This window comes from Streptomyces sp. NPDC048523 (assembly GCF_043199815.1).
Classification (GTDB): Bacteria; Actinomycetota; Actinomycetes; order Streptomycetales; family Streptomycetaceae; genus Streptomyces.
Map to the genome: position 1 here is coordinate 263,899 of NZ_JBICWQ010000008.1, position 15,848 is coordinate 279,746.

Annotated in this window: 16 protein-coding genes; 13 read left to right on the plus strand and 3 right to left on the minus strand. The window is 70.3% G+C overall.

What is annotated here, in order from left to right; all coding sequences use genetic code 11:
* Positions 1 to 81 precede the first annotated feature (81 nt).
* From ACGFWE_RS35250 to ACGFWE_RS35290, 9 genes are all read left to right on the plus strand, one after another.
* Entirely contained in the window at positions 82 to 687 is a 606-nt protein-coding gene (locus ACGFWE_RS35250) for a riboflavin synthase (RefSeq protein ID WP_352389931.1), read from the plus strand.
* Positions 684 to 1,325: a nicotinamide riboside transporter PnuC gene (locus ACGFWE_RS35255; protein ID WP_393604154.1), complete on the plus strand. Its 642-nt coding sequence runs from the start codon at positions 684 to 686 to the stop codon at positions 1,323 to 1,325. The genes ACGFWE_RS35250 and ACGFWE_RS35255 overlap by 4 nt, the downstream gene beginning before the upstream one ends.
* Positions 1,322 to 2,611: a bifunctional 3,4-dihydroxy-2-butanone-4-phosphate synthase/GTP cyclohydrolase II gene (locus ACGFWE_RS35260; RefSeq protein ID WP_393604156.1), complete on the plus strand. Its 1,290-nt coding sequence runs from the start codon at positions 1,322 to 1,324 to the stop codon at positions 2,609 to 2,611. The genes ACGFWE_RS35255 and ACGFWE_RS35260 overlap by 4 nt, the downstream gene beginning before the upstream one ends.
* Positions 2,612 to 2,634: 23 nt before the next feature.
* A complete protein-coding gene (ribH, locus tag ACGFWE_RS35265; RefSeq protein WP_352389928.1) occupies positions 2,635 to 3,120 on the plus strand; it encodes a 6,7-dimethyl-8-ribityllumazine synthase in 486 nt (161 codons plus the stop codon).
* A gap of 34 nt (positions 3,121 to 3,154) precedes the next feature.
* The gene (locus ACGFWE_RS35270; protein ID WP_020117406.1) at positions 3,155 to 3,427 is read left to right on the plus strand and encodes a phosphoribosyl-ATP diphosphatase; all 273 of its coding nucleotides are present in this window, start codon (positions 3,155 to 3,157) and stop codon (positions 3,425 to 3,427) included.
* A gap of 44 nt (positions 3,428 to 3,471) precedes the next feature.
* A complete protein-coding gene (hisG, locus tag ACGFWE_RS35275) occupies positions 3,472 to 4,329 on the plus strand; it encodes an ATP phosphoribosyltransferase (RefSeq protein WP_393604159.1) in 858 nt (285 codons plus the stop codon).
* 14 nt (positions 4,330 to 4,343) lie between these two features.
* The gene (locus ACGFWE_RS35280; protein WP_352389926.1) at positions 4,344 to 4,802 is read left to right on the plus strand and encodes a PH domain-containing protein; all 459 of its coding nucleotides are present in this window, start codon (positions 4,344 to 4,346) and stop codon (positions 4,800 to 4,802) included.
* 191 nt (positions 4,803 to 4,993) lie between these two features.
* Positions 4,994 to 6,328, plus strand: a complete 1,335-nt coding sequence (locus ACGFWE_RS35285) for a hemolysin family protein (RefSeq protein ID WP_393604161.1) — start codon at positions 4,994 to 4,996, stop codon at positions 6,326 to 6,328.
* Positions 6,325 to 7,401, plus strand: coding sequence for a hemolysin family protein (locus ACGFWE_RS35290; protein ID WP_393604163.1), 1,077 nt, complete (start codon positions 6,325 to 6,327; stop codon positions 7,399 to 7,401). Before ACGFWE_RS35285 ends, ACGFWE_RS35290 begins: the two co-directional genes overlap by 4 nt.
* A 71-nt stretch (positions 7,402 to 7,472) precedes the next feature.
* On the opposite strand, the gene ACGFWE_RS35295 is transcribed toward ACGFWE_RS35290, so the two are convergent.
* The gene (locus ACGFWE_RS35295) at positions 7,473 to 9,338 is read right to left on the minus strand and encodes an AAA family ATPase (RefSeq protein WP_393604165.1); all 1,866 of its coding nucleotides are present in this window, start codon (positions 9,336 to 9,338) and stop codon (positions 7,473 to 7,475) included.
* A gap of 430 nt (positions 9,339 to 9,768) precedes the next feature.
* Entirely contained in the window at positions 9,769 to 10,389 is a 621-nt protein-coding gene (locus tag ACGFWE_RS35300) for a hypothetical protein (protein WP_352390134.1), read from the minus strand.
* 234 nt (positions 10,390 to 10,623) lie between these two features.
* On the opposite strand from ACGFWE_RS35300, the gene ACGFWE_RS35305 reads away from it, so the two are divergent.
* The 3 genes from ACGFWE_RS35305 (at position 10,624) to ACGFWE_RS35315 (ending at position 12,981) form a co-directional block, all read left to right on the plus strand.
* Positions 10,624 to 11,985, plus strand: a complete 1,362-nt coding sequence (locus tag ACGFWE_RS35305) for a peptidase C39 family protein (RefSeq protein ID WP_352389922.1) — start codon at positions 10,624 to 10,626, stop codon at positions 11,983 to 11,985.
* 127 nt (positions 11,986 to 12,112) lie between these two features.
* Complete coding sequence (locus tag ACGFWE_RS35310) at positions 12,113 to 12,253, plus strand: SCO1431 family membrane protein (RefSeq protein WP_393604167.1); 141 nt, start codon at positions 12,113 to 12,115, stop codon at positions 12,251 to 12,253.
* A 65-nt stretch (positions 12,254 to 12,318) separates the two neighbouring features.
* Positions 12,319 to 12,981 carry a TetR/AcrR family transcriptional regulator gene (locus tag ACGFWE_RS35315; RefSeq protein ID WP_393604169.1) on the plus strand — a complete coding sequence of 221 codons (663 nt, stop codon included), beginning with the start codon at positions 12,319 to 12,321 and terminating at the stop codon, positions 12,979 to 12,981.
* A gap of 75 nt (positions 12,982 to 13,056) precedes the next feature.
* Here the strand turns inward: ACGFWE_RS35315 and ACGFWE_RS35320 are convergent, their stop codons facing one another.
* The gene (locus ACGFWE_RS35320; protein WP_393604171.1) at positions 13,057 to 14,289 is read right to left on the minus strand and encodes a glycoside hydrolase family 18 protein; all 1,233 of its coding nucleotides are present in this window, start codon (positions 14,287 to 14,289) and stop codon (positions 13,057 to 13,059) included.
* A 342-nt stretch (positions 14,290 to 14,631) separates the two neighbouring features.
* On the opposite strand from ACGFWE_RS35320, the gene ACGFWE_RS35325 reads away from it, so the two are divergent.
* Entirely contained in the window at positions 14,632 to 15,804 is a 1,173-nt protein-coding gene (locus tag ACGFWE_RS35325) for an acyl-CoA dehydrogenase family protein (RefSeq protein ID WP_393604173.1), read from the plus strand.
* Positions 15,805 to 15,848 lie beyond the last annotated feature (44 nt).

Here is a 15,848-nt window from a genome sequence, read left to right on the forward strand (position 1 = left end):
CCCCGATGTCCCCGCTCGTTCATTCTGTCGTCATCGACAGCCCCGGAGTCCGTGCCCGAAGAGGCAGGGAGGACCCGGGAAGTGTTCACCGGAATCGTCGAAGAGCTGGGCGAGATCACCGCCGTCGAGAACCTCGGCGACGCCTGTCGCTTCCGACTGCGCGGCCCCGTCGTCACCGAGGGCGCCAAACACGGGGACTCCATCGCCGTCAACGGCGTCTGCCTCACCGTCGTCGACCACGAGGGCGACGAGTTCACCGCCGACGTCATGGCCGAGACCCTCGACCGCTCCAGCCTCGGCGAACTGGGCGTCGGCTCCCGCGTCAACCTGGAGCGCCCCACCGCCGTGGGCGCACGCCTCGGCGGGCACATCGTGCAGGGACACGTGGACGGCACCGGCGAGGTCCTGGAGCGCAAGCCCTCCGAGAACTGGGAGATCATCAAGATCTCGCTGCCCGCGGACCTCTCGCGCTATGTCGTGGAGAAGGGCTCCATCACGGTCGACGGCATCAGCCTCACCGTCGTGGACGCCGGCCCCGACTACTTCACCGTCAGCCTCATCCCCACCACCCTCGCCCTGACCACGCTCGGCCTCAAGCAGCCCGGCGCCCCGGTCAACCTCGAGGTCGACGTCGTCGCCAAGTACGTCGAGCGCCTGCTCGCGAGCGGTCAGGGGGCGGGGAAGTGAACTCCCTCAACACCGAGGCCTTCACCCTGTTCGGCCAGCACATCCTCTGGTCGGACATGATCGGCAACGTCCTCGGCCTGATCGCCCTCGCCCTCGGCTGGCGCCGCAACCTGTGGAGCTGGCCGGTGCAGTTCGCCTCCGGCCTCATCCTCTTCGGCGCCTTCTACGGGCACCTCACCGGCAGCGCCGGCAAGCAGGCCGTCGTCATGGTCGTCGCCGTGTACGGCTGGTGGCAGTGGAACCGCAACAAGGGCGAGTCCGGCGACGGACACATCGCCCCCCGGTTCGCCACCTGGCGTGAACGCGGCGCCCTCGCCGGCGCCGCCGCCGTCGGCACCGTCGCCGTCGCCCTGCTCTTCAAGGCCTACCCGACCCTGTCCTGGGACCCCTGGCCGGACGCCTACATCTTCGTCGGCACCGTCGTCGCCATGTACGCCCAGGCCCGCGGCATGGTCGAGTTCTGGTTCGCCTGGCTCCTCGTCGACCTCGTCGGCGTCCCACTGAACTTCGCCAACGGCTATGCCTTCTCCGGCTTCGTCTACGTCATCTACGGCGCGCTCGTCCTGTGGGGCATGCGCGACTGGTGGCTGCGCTCCCGCGAGTCCGAGCAGCCCGCCCTGGAAGGAGCGCCGGCATGACCGCCGCACCCATTCTGTACAGCACCGACGGCTTCGAGGACTTCGCGCTGGACCCGGTCGAGCAGGCCATCGCGGACATCGCGGCCGGCCGCCCGATCGTGGTCGTCGACGACGAGGACCGCGAGAACGAGGGCGACCTGGTCGTCGCCGCCGAGAAGATCACCCCCGAAATCGTCGCCTTCATGATGAGCGAGTGCCGCGGCCTGATCTGCGCCCCCATGGAGGGCGACGAACTGGACCGGCTCAAGCTGCCGCAGATGGTCGACGACAACACCGAGTCGATGAAGACCGCGTTCACCGTCTCCGTGGACGCGTCCGGCGCGCACGGTGTGACCACCGGGATCTCGGCAGCCGACCGCGCGACCACGCTCCAGCTCCTGGCGAGCGGCGCCGCCGAGCCCACCGACTTCGTCCGGCCCGGCCACATCTTCCCGCTGCGCGCCAAGGACGGCGGCGTCCTCACCCGCAACGGCCACACCGAGGCCGCCGTCGACCTGACCCGGCTCGCGGGACTGCGCCCGGCCGGCGCCATCGTCGAGATTGCGGGCGAGGACGGCCGGATGCTGCGGCTGCCCGAGCTGATCCCCTTCGCCCGCAAGCACGGCCTGACGATCATCTCCATCGAGGACCTGATCGCCTACCGCCGCAGCAGCGAGCCCACGGTCCGCCGCGAGGCCGAGACCCGGCTGCCCACCGCCCACGGCACCTTCACGGCGTACGGCTACCGCTCCACCGTCGACGGCGTCGAGCACGTCGCCCTCGTCCACGGCGAGATCGGCGACGGCGAGGACGTCCTGGTCCGCGTCCACTCCGAGTGCCTCACCGGCGACATCTTCGGCTCCCTGCGCTGCGACTGCGGCCCCCAGCTCGACGCCTCCCTGGAGCGCATCCAGGCCGAGGGCAGGGGAGTGGTGGTCTACCTGCGCGGCCACGAGGGCCGAGGCATCGGGCTGCTGTCCAAGCTGCGCGCCTACGAACTCCAGGAACAGGGCCACGACACCCTCGATGCCAACCTGGAACTCGGCCTGCCCGCCGACGCCCGCGACTACGGCGCCGGCGCGCAGATCCTCGAGGATCTCGGCGTCCGCAGCCTGCGTCTGATGACCAACAACCCCGACAAGTCCGACGCCCTCCTGCGCCACGGCCTCAAGGTCACCGGGCGGGAGCCGATGCCCGTACAGGCGGGCGAGCACAATCTCCGCTACCTGCGCACCAAGCGGGACCGGATGGGCCACGACCTGCCCTGGCTGGACACCACCCCCGTGTCCACCTGCAGCAACCAGTAAGTACTTCGAGGAGACTTGAGAACGTGAGCGGCAAGGGTGCACCGGAGCTGTCCGTACGCAACGTGGGTGACCTTCGGGTCGCCGTCATCGCGGCGCAGTGGCACGAGAAGGTGATGGACGGACTGGTCGACGGCGCCCTGCGGGCCCTGCACGACCTGGGCATCGACGAGCCGACCCTGCTCCGGGTCCCCGGCAGCTGGGAGCTCCCGGTCGTCGCCAAGGTCCTCGCGGGCCGCGGCTACGACGCGATCGTCGCCCTCGGTGTCGTCATCCGCGGCGGCACCCCGCACTTCGAGTACGTGTGCCAGGGCGTCACCCAGGGCCTCACCCAGGTCTCGGTGGAGACCGGCGTCCCCGTCGGCTTCGGCCTCCTCACCTGCGACACCGAGGAGCAGGCCCTGGACCGCGCGGGCATCGAGGGCTCCCATGAGGACAAGGGGCACGAGGCGGTGACCGCCGCGGTGGCCACGGCGGCCACCCTCCGCTCAGTATCTGAACCGTGGCATTAGGTGGTGCGGGCTTACGCGTAAAGTGGGCGCCACCATGTCCAATAAGACGTTCGAGGAGCTCTTCACCGAGCTCCAGCACAAGGCCGCCAACGGCGATCCCGCCACGTCCCGCACCGCAGAGCTGGTCGGCAAGGGTGTCCATGCCATCGGCAAGAAGGTCGTCGAAGAGGCCGCCGAGGTCTGGATGGCCGCCGAGTACGAGGGCAAGGAGGCGGCCGCCGAGGAGATCTCGCAGCTGCTCTACCACGTCCAGGTGATGATGGTCGCGCGCGGGATCTCCCTCGACGACGTCTACGCCCACCTGTAAGCCAGTCGCCGAAACCACCCCTCAGAGCAAAGGAAGCCGACCTCATGCTGCGCATCGCCGTCCCCAACAAGGGTTCCCTGTCAGGCCCCGCGGGGGAGATGCTGCATGAGGCCGGCTACCAGCAGCGCCGCGAGTCCAAGGAACTGCGGATCGTCGACCCGGTCAATGACGTGGAGTTCTTCTACCTCCGCCCCCGGGACATCGCGATCTACGTCTCCTCCGGCCAGCTCGACATCGGCATCACCGGCCGCGACCTGCTCGTCGACTCCGGAGCCGACGCCGAGGAGATCCTCCCGCTCGGCTTCGCCCGCTCCACCTTCCGCTTCGCGTCCAAGCCGGGCACCGCGAGCGGCGTCGAGGACCTCAAGGGCAAGACGGTCGCCACCTCGTACGAGGGGATCGTCGCGGGGCACCTCGCCGACAACGGCATCGAGGCCTCCGTCGTCCACCTCGACGGCGCCGTCGAGACCGCCATCGAGCTCGGGGTCGCCGAGGTCATCGCGGACGTCGTCGAGACCGGTACCAGCCTGCGCAACGCGGGCCTGGAGGTCTTCGGCGAGCCGATCATGAAGTCCGAGGCCGTCGTCATCCGCCGCACCGGCGCCGACTCCGACGACGCCGCCGAGTCGAAGGTGCAGCAGTTCCTGCGCCGCCTCCAGGGCGTCCTCGTGGCCCGGACGTACGTGATGATGGACTACGACTGCCGTGTCGAGCAGCTCGAGAAGGCCGTCGCGCTCACGCCGGGCCTGGAGTCCCCGACCGTGTCCCCGCTGCACAATGAGGGCTGGGTCGCCGTCCGCGCGATGGTCCCCGCCAAGGAGGCGCAGCGGATCATGGACGACCTGTACGACATCGGCGCGCGGGCCATCCTGACGACGGCCATCCACGCCTGCCGTCTCTGAGGGGCGCGTCACAGATGTCCTCCGAACTTCCCGAACTTCCCGTCACCTTCCGGCCGGGCCGCACCCGTGCCGTGCTGATCACCGCCGGTGTCGCGATCTTCGTGACCATCACGGTGATCGCGCTCCTGCTGGAACAGCTCGGCCCGGGCGAGCGCCTGAGCTTCATCGTCACGGCGGCCCTGCTCGCCGGCGTGCTGTTCCTGCTGGCGAGGGTGAAGGTCGTCGCCGACGAGTCCGGTGTCACCGTCCAGAACATCGCCGGCCGGCGGCATCTCGAATGGGCCGAGATCATCCAGGTGAACCTCCGCCCGGGTGACCCGTGGGTGTTCCTCAATCTCAGCGACGGCACCAGCCTGCCCGCGCTCGGCATCCAGCCGGGCATCGCGAAACAGCAGGCCATCGCCGACGCGAAGGCCCTGCGGGCGCTCGCCGAGGCCCGCTCCACAGCCCGCTCCGACGAAGATCAGGGCTGACTCGGGGGATTCCACCCTGCCGCAGTGGGCCTTGTCTTGATTAATCTGTTGGCGGAGGCGTTTTCCTTGCGTCTCCGCCTCACGTTGTTCCTGCTACCCGAGGAGTGACTCCCTCCAGCGATGGACGGATCGTCCTGTAGTACCTGCGCCGCCCCCTCCCGAGATATCGAGCGCGATATCGAGGCGGCGGCATGACCATCCCCTTGCTGCTCCTCGGAGCGGCGTTCCTGCTGATTCTCGCCAACGGCTTCTTCGTGGCGGCCGAGTTCGGCCTCGTCACCGTCGAGGCCACGGACGCCGAGAAAGCCGCCGCGGAAGGCGACCGTCGTGCCCGCAGGGTCGCCGAGTCGCTCAAGGAGCTGTCGTTCCAGCTCTCCGGCACCCAGCTCGGCATCACCATCACCTCCCTCGTCGTCGGCATGCTCGCCGAACCGGCGCTCGCGGAACTGCTGCACGGCCCGTTCAGGGCCATCGGCATCCCCGGGGGCGCCGTCTCCGGTGTGGCCGTCGTCGTCGGCATGCTGCTGGCCTCCGCCGTGCAGATGGTGATCGGCGAACTCGTGCCCAAGAACTGGGCGGTGTCCAAGCCGATGCAGGTCGCCCGCTTCGTCGCCGGCCCGCAGCACGCCTTCGCCCGCCTGTTCCGGCCGGTGATCGCCGCGCTGAACGCGGTCGCCAACCGTCTCGTCCGCGCGCTCGGCATCGAGCCCGCCGACGAACTGGCCTCCGCCCGCACCCCCGGCGAGCTCGTCTCCCTGGCCCGCCACTCGGCCCAGGCCGGCACCCTGGAACAGGACACCGCGGACCTCTTCGTCCGCACCCTGTCGCTCGCCGAGCTCACCGCGCAGCACGTCATGACCCCGCGCGTGAAGGTCAGCTCCCTCCAGGCCTCGGCCACCGCCGAGGACGTCGTCAACCTCACCCGCGCCACCGGCCTGTCCCGCTTCCCGGTCTACCGCGAGAAGATCGACGAGATCGTCGGCATGGTCCACCTCAAGGACGCCCTGGCGGTTCCGGTGCAGGACCGGCTGCGCACCCCCGTCGGCCGCATCGCCCGCCCGGCGCTGCTGGTGCCCGAGACCCTCCCCGTCCAGCCCCTCCTCGCCCAGCTGCGCAACGAGCAGCCCATCGCCGTCGTCGTCGACGAGTACGGCGGCACGGCCGGCGTGGTCACCCTGGAGGACATCGTCGAGGAGATCGTCGGGGAGGTCCGCGACGAGCACGACGGTCAGGACGTCCCCGAACTCGCCGCCGCCCCCTCCGAGGACGGCCGCCTCGCCTGGGACGCCGACGGCAGCTGCCGCGTCGACATCCTCCTACGCATCGGCCTCGACGTGCCCGAGGGGCCGTACGAGACCGTCGCCGGGCTGGTCGCCGACCTGCTCGGCCGTATCCCCGCCGTCGGCGACCGGGCCGAACTGCCCGGCTGGCGGCTCACCGTCCGCCAGGTCGGGCACTACCGTGCCGAGCGGGTCCGCCTGGTCCGCACGGTCCCCGCGGTCAACGTCATGGAGGCCGCCCGATGAGCGTGCTCCAACTCCTCTTCGCCGCCCTGCTCGTGCTCGCCAACGGCTTCTTCGTCGGCGCCGAGTTCGCGCTGGTCTCCGTGCGCCGCAGCCAGGTCGAACCGCTCGGCACGGCGCGCGCCCGCCAGGTCCTGTACGGCCTGGAGCGGCTCCCCCAGATGATGGCGGCGGCCCAGTTCGGCATCACGGTGTGCTCGCTGACGCTCGGCGCGGTCGCCGAACCGACGGTCGCGCACCTGCTGGAGCCGGTCTTCGAGTGGGTTCACATGCCGCACGGCATGATCCACCCGCTGGGCTATGTGATCGCCCTGGCCGCGGTGGTCTTCTTCCATCTCGTCATCGGCGAGATGGTCCCGAAGAACCTCGCGATGGCGGCCCCGGAGAAGGTCGCGCTGTGGCTCAGCCCCGGGCTGGTCTACTTCGCCCGCTTCTGCCGGCCGATCACCATCGCCCTCGGCGCCTGCGCCCGGGCCATCCTGCGGCTCTTCCACGTCGAGCCCAAGGACGAGGTCGAGGCCGTCTTCACCAGCGAACAGCTGAACCGGCTGGTGGAGGACTCCGGTCAGGCGGGCCTGCTGGACCCCGAGGAACAGGAGCGCCTGGAGGACGCGCTGGAACTGGGCTCGCGCCCGGTGACGGACGTCCTGCTGAAGCGCGAGTCCCTGGTGACGGTGCGCCCCTCGGTGACCCCGGGCCAGATCATCGAGCTCACCGGTCGCACCGGGTACTCGCGCTTCCCGGTCGCCGCGGACAACGGCGCGTTCATGGGGTACCTGCACGTGAAGGACGTACTGGACCTGGAGGACTCGCAGCGGGCGGTGCCGCAGCAGATCTGGCGGCCGATGACGAAGCTCAGGTCCGACCTGCCGTTGGACGACGCCCTCACGGTGATGCGCAGGGCGGCGACTCACCTCGCCCAGGTGGCGGACGGTTCCGGGAAGGTGCTGGGGCTGGTGGCCCTGGAGGACGTACTGGAGCTGCTGGTCGGTGAGGTACGGGATCCTGCGCACCGGGAGCTGCCGGAGGTCCGGGTGACCGAGCCCCGGAGCAGCGAGGAGGCGCTGGCGTCGTAGTTGGTCGGCTGCGGCCTTTCAGGGGCGCGGGGAACTGCGCGACAAGCCTCCACCGGCCCGCAGCCGACGAACTACATCGGCGACGGATCCTGCGGCCCCCGCCCCGACAGGACCTCCCCGTACGCCTGCATCAGGTCCGGCAGCCGCAAGGTCGACAAGTCGTCCCGGGTCAACGTCCCCGGGTACACGGACAACCGCAGATCCCGGTACGCGCAGCTCTTCTCGTACAGCGTCCGCAGGAACCGCCCGTTGCCCAGCTCGTCGATCCACCCCTGGTCCACCACATGCCCGGCGATGGAGCGCAGCTCGTCCAGTGCCTCCTCGTCCCAGATGTCGCCGTTGTCCGCCGCCAGCACCTCGCCGATGGAGGTGAGTTCGAGGGGGCGGTACGACGGGAAGTCCACCCGGGTCGTGAAGCGCGACGACAACCCCGGGTTCGCGGCCAGCAGACGGTCCATGCCCTCCGGGTAACCCGCCAGGATCACGACCAGGTGGTCCCGGTTGTCCTCGGCCCGTTTCAGCAGGACCTGGAGCGCCTCGTCGCCGTACGCGTCCCCCTTGCCGTAACCGGAGTTGGAGAGCGAGTAGGCCTCGTCGACGAAGAGCACCCCGCCGAGGGCCGAGTCGATCAGTTCGTTCGCCTTGACCGCCGTCTGGCCGAGGTACTCCCCGACCAGATCGGCCCGCTGCGCCTCCACGAGATGGTCGCCGCCGAGCAGTCCGAGGGCGTAGAAGACGCGGCCCAGGATGCGGGCCACCGTGGTCTTGCCGGTGCCGGAGGGGCCCGAGAAGACGAAGTGACGTTTGGGCGGCTGGACCGGCAGGCCCTGCCCGGCGCGCAGGCGGGCCATGTTCAACTGCGCGGACAGGGCCTTGACCTGGCGCTTCACGGGCTCCAGTCCCACCATGCGCTCCAGCTCGGTGAGCGCCTCCTCCAGTAAGACCGGATCGGTGGGCCCCGCGGGCAGCGGCCCCGACGGCACGCCGGACCTCTCGCGTCCGGCCGGGTCGGTCATCGAGGGCAGCGGACCCGTGGGCGGCGGCTCCGGACCGGAGAGCTTCAGCTCCCGTCCCTCGCCGCCGAACAGCGGGTCGATCCCGTCGGGTCCCTCCAGCACGTCCTGGCCGAACCCGGTGAGCGTGATCGCCGCGAGGTCGGCGGAGTCGTCGTACCCGTCGCCCTCGGCGATCGCGGCGAGGCGGGCCGAGGTGTCCATGAAGGCGGGGTCGACGCGGTGCACGGCCCGGTAGAGGGGAACCGCGGCGGCGGACCGGCCCGTCCCCTCGTGCGCCCGGGCCAGCCAGTACCGCAGCTCCTTGCGCTGGGGCTGTTCGCTGCGACAGCGCATCAGGGCCGCCGAGAGCAGGGGTTCGGCCTGGCCGTACATCTCCAGGCGGACCCGGGCCATGCCGCCGAACAACCCCGCCTCGATGCCGAGCATGGCGTCGTCGATCAGCGGGTCGGTGTGCCGGACCAGTTGCTCCCAGTCCTTGACGAGATAGGCACGGCAGGCGTGCAGGAAGCGGACCTGGTGGTCGGTGTCCACCGGGGGCAGGCCCGCGAGGGCCCGGTCGAGCTCGGGAACATGGCGGCCGTCCAGCCAGTGCGAGGCGTGCGCCAGGAGCAGGTCACGCGGGCTCTCCAGGACCGGTTGCACCCACCACCCCAGCCAGTACCAGGAGTTGAGGGTGCGTCGGTGCCGGGCGCGCTGTTCGCCGAAACGCTCGCGGTGCCGGAACATCCTGAGCAGCGCGGTCGTCGTGTCGACGCGCAGCGCGTGCAGTCCGAGCCAGCCGTCGGCCATCCCGGGATCGATCCGCACCGCGGTCCGGAACTCCTCCTCCGCCTGTGGATAGGCGCCCATCGTGTAGGCGTCCACACCTCGCAGCCAGGCCAGCTCGGCCGGGGCCTCGGGGCCCTGCGTGCCGAAATCCATCACGTCCCCCACAAACCGTGCCCCCGTGGTTTCACCACCGGGCCGACGCCCGGTGGCCGCCTTCGTCAACCGCTGTGCCGCGGACCGGAGTTCAACGGTGCGAAGAGCAGTCGTCCGTAGGTCGCACCGAGGGCATCGTACCTGCGGTGGTGCCGCCCGCCGTAGGGTGCCGCACGGGCCGTTTGGCGAGGTGGGAGCAGATGAGGCGCACCACGAGTGGTGACCGAGGGTGAGCGAATCGCGCCTCACGGCGTCCGGAAATCCGTGTGAGGGCAGAACGAAGCCCCCGATCACGGGGGAACAATCGGGGGCTTCGCGTCTGCGGGCGGCCTCGAACGGCCGCACATTGAGAACGTAAGACCTGTACGGCCCCTCGGTCAAGCGGAGTTGGGCGACTCAGGCAAGTTCCTGCCGACGGGTCTTCACAGGTTCAACACATCGCCGCTGGACCGTCACCCTGGGTGACATCGCGGTCCGGTCCAACGGTCACACCGGGCCCTTCGGTGATCTCGTATCCCTTCTGGCACTGCTGTACCAATTGGTCGGCGAAGGGGCGGGAGGGGTCTTCGGCGAAATGCCGTTGTTCCGCCAGGACCCACTGGTCCCAGAACTCCCGCAGCTCCGTCCCGTCCCGGAAGCGGCCGCGTGCCCAGGACTCCTCGCGCGGCAGCTCCATCCACAGCAGTCGCGCCAGGTGCGGCCGCAGCGCGCGCCGGCCCGCGCCGACCCCCTCCAGCAGGATCACCGGCGCGGGCGGCAGGGTGCGGGACGGTCCGAAGCGGCGGGCGTGCCAGTCGTAGGGCGCGTAGTGCGCGGTCTCGCCACGGCCGAGCGGAGCGATCACCTCGCGCAGCAGCCGCCCGGTCCAGTCGAACAGTTCATCGTGGCTCGCGATGTCGTCGAGGTGCAGCACCGGAGCGCCGTCGAGAGCCTCGGCCAACTGCCCGGCGAACGTGGACTTTCCCGAACCGGCGTGTCCGTCGACGCCGATCAGACGGACCGGGCCGCAGGACGGGGGCAGTCGGCGGAGCCGGGAGGCGAGGAAGTGGATGAGAAGTTCCTGAGGTGCTCATACGGATGGGCGGGCGGGCCCGTCCAGTCTAGTGAGGGGCCTGTGATCGCCGCCGGAACCGCAGCTTCCCAGGTCATGCCAGTGGACGAGACCAATATTCGTGGGCGTGGCATGGGCCGAAGTGCTGGCAGGAGCATGCCGCCTCATCCATAGTTGGCGCACAACCGTGCATTGGACCCGCCCCGACGCGGACACCTGGGGGTCTTCCCACCCATGAGCAGAGCCGAACAGCCGTCCCGCAGAACCGTTCTGGCCGTCGCGGTCGCCGCCGCGGTGGCAGGCGGCGCGGGCCCCGCGACCGCCGCCGACACCGAGGCCGTCGCGGAGTCCGGTGACCCCGCCGCCCGCCCGGTCGACAACCACGCCTGGACCACCTACAGCGACTGGCGCAGCGGCACCGCCGAAGGCACCCGTGCCGTCGCCGGCAAACGCCCCGGCCTCGTGATCGGCGCCCCCACGGGCACCACCGAGTACACCGACCCGCACACCGGGACCACCGCCACCTGGGAGTACGCGACCTGGACCGCCCCGGTCCACCAGCTCGCCGTGCCCTCGACCGAGGTGATCGCCTCCTGGAACGCCCACACCCCGGCGGGCACCTGGATCCAGATCGAGCTCCAGGGGACGTACTCCGACGGCACGGCCACCCCCTGGTACGTGATGGGCCGCTGGGCGGCCGGCGACGGGGACATCAAGCGGACCTCGGTCGACGACCAGACCGACGGCAGGAGCACGATCTGGACGGACACCTTCGCGATCGACGACCCGTCGACCGGGCTGCGGCTGTCCTCGTACCGGCTGCGGCTGACCCTGTACCGCAAGCCCGGCGCCAAGAACACGCCGACCGTCTGGCGGCTCGGCGCGATGGGCTCGGACGTCCCGGACCGCTTCACCGTCCCGGCCTCCGCGCCCGGTCTCGCCAAGGAACTGATCGTCCCGCGCTACTCGCAGGAGATCCACAAGGGCCAGTACCCGGAGTACGACAACGGCGGCGAGGCCTGGTGCAGCCCCACCTCCTCGCAGATGATCATCGAGTACTGGGGCGGCCGGCTCACCAAGGAGCAGCTGGCCTGGGTCGACCCGTCGTACGCCGACCCGCAGGTCTGCCACGCGGCCCGGTTCACCTACGACTACCAGTACGCGGGCTGCGGCAACTGGCCGTTCAACGCGGCCTACGCGGCCACCTTCAAGGATCTCCAGGGAGTGGTGACCCGGCTGGGCTCGCTCACCGACCTGGAGACCCTGATCGCGGCCGGCATCCCGGCCATAACGTCCCAGTCGTTCCTGAAGGAGGAGCTCACCGGGGCCGGCTACGGCACCTCCGGCCACCTCATGACCGTCATCGGCTTCACCGCCGAGGGTGATGTGATCGCCAACGACCCGGCCTCGCCGAGCGACGCGGCGGTGCGGCGCGTCTACAAGCGGCGCGAGTGGGAGAACATCTGGCTGCGTACCAAGCGGTACAACGCCAGCGGCAAGGTCGTCTCCGGCACCGGAGGCGTCTGCTACCTGTATTTCCCCGCCTGTCCGACCCCGCGCCAGCGCAAGGCCCTCGCGGCGGTGGGCGTCCGCTGAGAACGTTCAGGGCCCCGGGCGACCGGGGCCCTGTGACCAAGGTCTCTGCCGCAAAAGCCGCTGCCGGTGGCAAAGTGGACGGATCGGTGGGGGGATCCACCCAGTCGCCCGAGATCAGCGAGACACCATGACCGCACAGCCAGCCGCCGCCACCCGCACCCGTACCGGCGGCCCCCAGGAAGACGGCCCGAAAATCGTCGAACACATCGCGGGCTGGGCCCTGGTCGCGGTGATCGCGATGCTTGTCACGCAGCTCGGTCTCCTGTGACCTGACACATAGGTGACCTGACATACTGCGGATGTCCCGCCGCCGCCCGAGACCAGGGTCGAAACGTGAATATCAGTGAGCAGCGTGAAGCCGCCCGGCCGCGGGCTCGCGGCACCGAGCGCTCGGTCGCGCGCCGCGCCGAACTCATCGCCATCGGGCGGAAGTTGTTCGCGGACACGTCCTACGACGCGCTCTCCATGGACGACATCGCCAAGCAGGCGCATGTCGCCAAGGGCCTGATCTACTACTACTTCCAGTCCAAGCGTGGCTACTACCTGGCGATCATCCAGGACTCCGTCGCCGACCTGGTCACCTACGCGGCGAGCGGCCTGGAGATGGAGCAGGTCGACCGCGTCCAGCGCACCCTGGACAGCTATCTGCGCTACGCCGAACACAACCAGGCGGCCTACCGCACCGTCGTCAGCGGCGGTGTCGGTTTCGACGCCGAGGTGCACGCCATCCGGGACGGGGTGCGCGAGGCGATCGTCGCGACCATCGCCGAAGGGGCGTACGGCCGTACCGACATCTCCCCGCTGGCCCGCATGGGTCTGCTCGCCTGGGTGTGCAGTGTGGAGGGCGCCGCCCTCGACTGGATCGACCGCCCGCCCCAGCTCTCCCGCGACACCCTGTGCTCCCTCCTGGTGAAGACGCTCGGCGCCTCGATGCGCGCCATCGAGGAGCTGGACCCCGCCCACCCGGCGCCCGAGCCCGCTCGCCGGGACGGCTGACGGCAAGGGGCGGAGGCTCGTGGTCCCCCGCCCCAAGTCCCCCGTGGAACCGGTCGGTTCACGACCTGGTCCCGGCTAGCTGATCGCCTTGATCAGTTCGCCGCCCGAGGTGTCCCCGCTCAGCTCCCAGAAGAAGGTGCCGCCCAGGCCCTGCTGGTTCTTGTAGGTCATCTTCGTGGCGATGGTCGCGGGGGTGTCGTAACTCCACCAGTTGTTGCCGCACTTGGCGTACGCGGTGCCGCCGACCGTCCCCGTCGCCGGGCACTTGGCCTTGAGCACCTTGTAGTCGTCGATGCCCTGCTCGTAGGTGCCCGCCGCCGGGCCGGTCGCGGTGCCGCCCGGCGCCGACTGGGTCACGCCGGTCCAGCCGCGGCCGTAGAAGCCGATGCCGAGCAGCAGCTTCGAGGCCGGGATGCCGAGGCCCTTGAGCTTGGCGATGGTCGCCGAGGTGTGGTAACTCGCCTTCGGGATGCCGGAGTAGGAGTTCAGCGGCGAGTGCGGGGCCGTCGGTCCTGAGGCGTCCCAGGCGCCGAAGTAGTCGTAGGTCATCGGGTTGTACCAGTCGACGTACTGGGCCGCGCCCGCGTAGTTCGCCGCGTCGATCCTGCCGCCGGCCGTGGCGTCCGCGGTGATCGCGGCGGTGACCAGCGAGCCGCTGCCGAACTTCGAACGCAGCGCCGCCAGCAGGTTCTTGAACGCCTCCCTGCCGCTGGTGTCACAGGTGTTGCCGCAGGCGTTCGGGTACTCCCAGTCGATGTCGATGCCGTCGAAGACATCGGCCCACTTGGAGTTCTCGACCAGGTCGTAGCAGGACTGCGCGAACGCGGCCGGGTTGCGGGCGGCCTCGCCGAAGCCGCTCGACCAGGTCCAGCCGCCGAACGACCAGATGACCTTCAGGCCCGGGTGCTTCTTCTTCAGCTCGCGCAACTGGTTGAAGTTGCCCCGCAGCGGCTGGTCCCAGGTGTCCGCGACCCCGTCCACGGACTCGGCCGCGGTATAGGTCCGGTCGGTCGCGGCGTAGGCGTCGCCCATCGCGCACTTGCCGCCGGTGACGTTGCCGAAGGCGTAGTTGATGTGGGTCAGTTTCGCCGCCGAGCCGGAGGTCTCGATGTTCTTGACGTAGTACTTGCGGTCGTAGGTGCCCCATTCCGTGAAGTAGCCGACGACCTTGGAGCCGGCGGCCTTCACGTGGGGAGCCTCGGAGGTCGCTGTCGCGCTGCTCGCGCCGGCCAGCAGGCCCGCGCCGAGGACCGCGCAGCACGCGGCGGAGATCAGCGCCCGGAAGCGGGCGCGGTGGGGAAGGTGCATCGGTGTCTCCTCGTGGGGGAGAGGGGAACGCCAGCCGATTGGCATGAACGCGGTGAAGCGCTGCCGGAACAGTAGGAGGACTAGACCACCTCGTCAATGGTTCGGACCAATCCCAGGTCGATTCGAGGCCGGTTGCCGACGGGCTGGGCTATCTTGAAGTAAGCGGTCGTTAACCAGTGACCGGGTGTCTCCTTTCGGGCATACTCACAGGACGCAGCCGCTGGTCAGCAGCTTCCGTGACCCGGGAGACGCGAGCAGCGACCGGCGTCCAGTGAGACCTGCGGAGCCGCCCCACCCCACGGCGTGCGCCCGCCAGCGCCCTACAGGGAGGAGAGCGTCGCCATGCCCGACCGCGCCCCGCAGCCGGTGGACCGGCAACTGCCCACGGACGAGGCCCGGGAGCTGATCTCGCTCGTCCGCGACATCGCGCAGCACGAGATCACCCCGAAGGCGGCCGAGGAGGAGGACGCCGGGCACTTCCCGCGCGAGGTCTTCACCCTGCTCTCCCGCACCGGCCTGCTCGGTCTGCCCTACGCCTCGGAACACGGCGGCGCCGACCAGCCGTACGAGGTCTACCTCCAGGTCCTCGAAGAGCTCGCCGCGGCCCGCCTGACCGTCGGCCTCGGCGTCAGCGTGCACATCCTCGCCTCCTATGCGCTGGCCACCTACGGCACCAAGGAGCAGCGGGTCGAGCACCTGCCCGCGATGCTCGGCGGCGGACTGCTCGGCGCCTACTGCCTCTCCGAGGCCTCGTCCGGCTCGGACGCGGCCTCGCTGCGCACCCGAGCGGTCCGGGACGGCGACGAGTGGGTGATCACCGGCACCAAGGCGTGGATCACCCACGGCGGGGTCGCCGACTTCTACACCGTCATGGCGCGCACCGGCGAGGAGGGCCCGCGCGGGATCACCGCGTTCCTGGTGCCCGCGGACGCGGAGGGCGTGAGCGCCGCGGCGCCGGAGAAGAAGATGGGCATGAAGGGCTCGCCCACCGCCCAGGTGCACTTCGACGGGGTGCGCGTCCCGGACGGACGGCGCATCGGCGACGAGGGGCAGGGATTCGCGATCGCCCTGTCCGCGCTCGACTCGGGACGGCTCGGCATCGCGGCCTGCGCGATCGGAGTGGCCCAGGCGGCCCTCGACGAGGCGGTCGGCTATGCGACCGGGCGACAGCAGTTCGGGCGGCCGATCGCCGACTTCCAGGGGCTGCGCTTCATGCTCGCCGACATGGCGACCCAGATCGAGGCGGGCCGTGCCCTCTACCTCGCGGCGGCGCGGCTGCGCGACGCCGGGCGGCCCTTCGCCAAACAGGCGGCCATGGCCAAACTGCACTGCACCGACACCGCGATGAAGGTCACCACCGACGCCGTCCAGGTCCTCGGCGGCTATGGGTACACGGCGGACTTCCCGGCCGAGCGGTACATGCGCGAGGCCAAGGTCCTGCAGATCGTCGAGGGCACCAACCAGATCCAGCGGATGGTCATCGCCCGTCACCTAGCGGGTCCGGAGACGCGCTGAACTGCCCCGGCCTGACCTGCGGCGCCGCGAGCCGCACCCACTCC

Coding starts and splice junctions, on each gene's coding strand:
- ACGFWE_RS35260 (WP_393604156.1), top strand. CDS start 1,322: ATGACCGCCGCACCCATTCTGTACAGCACCGACGGCTTCGAGGACTTC.
- ACGFWE_RS35270 (WP_020117406.1), top strand. CDS start 3,155: ATGTCCAATAAGACGTTCGAGGAGCTCTTCACCGAGCTCCAGCACAAG.
- hisG (WP_393604159.1), top strand. CDS start 3,472: ATGCTGCGCATCGCCGTCCCCAACAAGGGTTCCCTGTCAGGCCCCGCG.
- ACGFWE_RS35280 (WP_352389926.1), top strand. CDS start 4,344: ATGTCCTCCGAACTTCCCGAACTTCCCGTCACCTTCCGGCCGGGCCGC.
- ACGFWE_RS35285 (WP_393604161.1), top strand. CDS start 4,994: ATGACCATCCCCTTGCTGCTCCTCGGAGCGGCGTTCCTGCTGATTCTC.
- ACGFWE_RS35290 (WP_393604163.1), top strand. CDS start 6,325: ATGAGCGTGCTCCAACTCCTCTTCGCCGCCCTGCTCGTGCTCGCCAAC.
- ACGFWE_RS35295 (WP_393604165.1), bottom strand. CDS start 9,338: ATGGATTTCGGCACGCAGGGCCCCGAGGCCCCGGCCGAGCTGGCCTGG.
- ACGFWE_RS35305 (WP_352389922.1), top strand. CDS start 10,624: ATGAGCAGAGCCGAACAGCCGTCCCGCAGAACCGTTCTGGCCGTCGCG.
- ACGFWE_RS35310 (WP_393604167.1), top strand. CDS start 12,113: ATGACCGCACAGCCAGCCGCCGCCACCCGCACCCGTACCGGCGGCCCC.
- ACGFWE_RS35320 (WP_393604171.1), bottom strand. CDS start 14,289: ATGCACCTTCCCCACCGCGCCCGCTTCCGGGCGCTGATCTCCGCCGCG.
- ACGFWE_RS35325 (WP_393604173.1), top strand. CDS start 14,632: ATGCCCGACCGCGCCCCGCAGCCGGTGGACCGGCAACTGCCCACGGAC.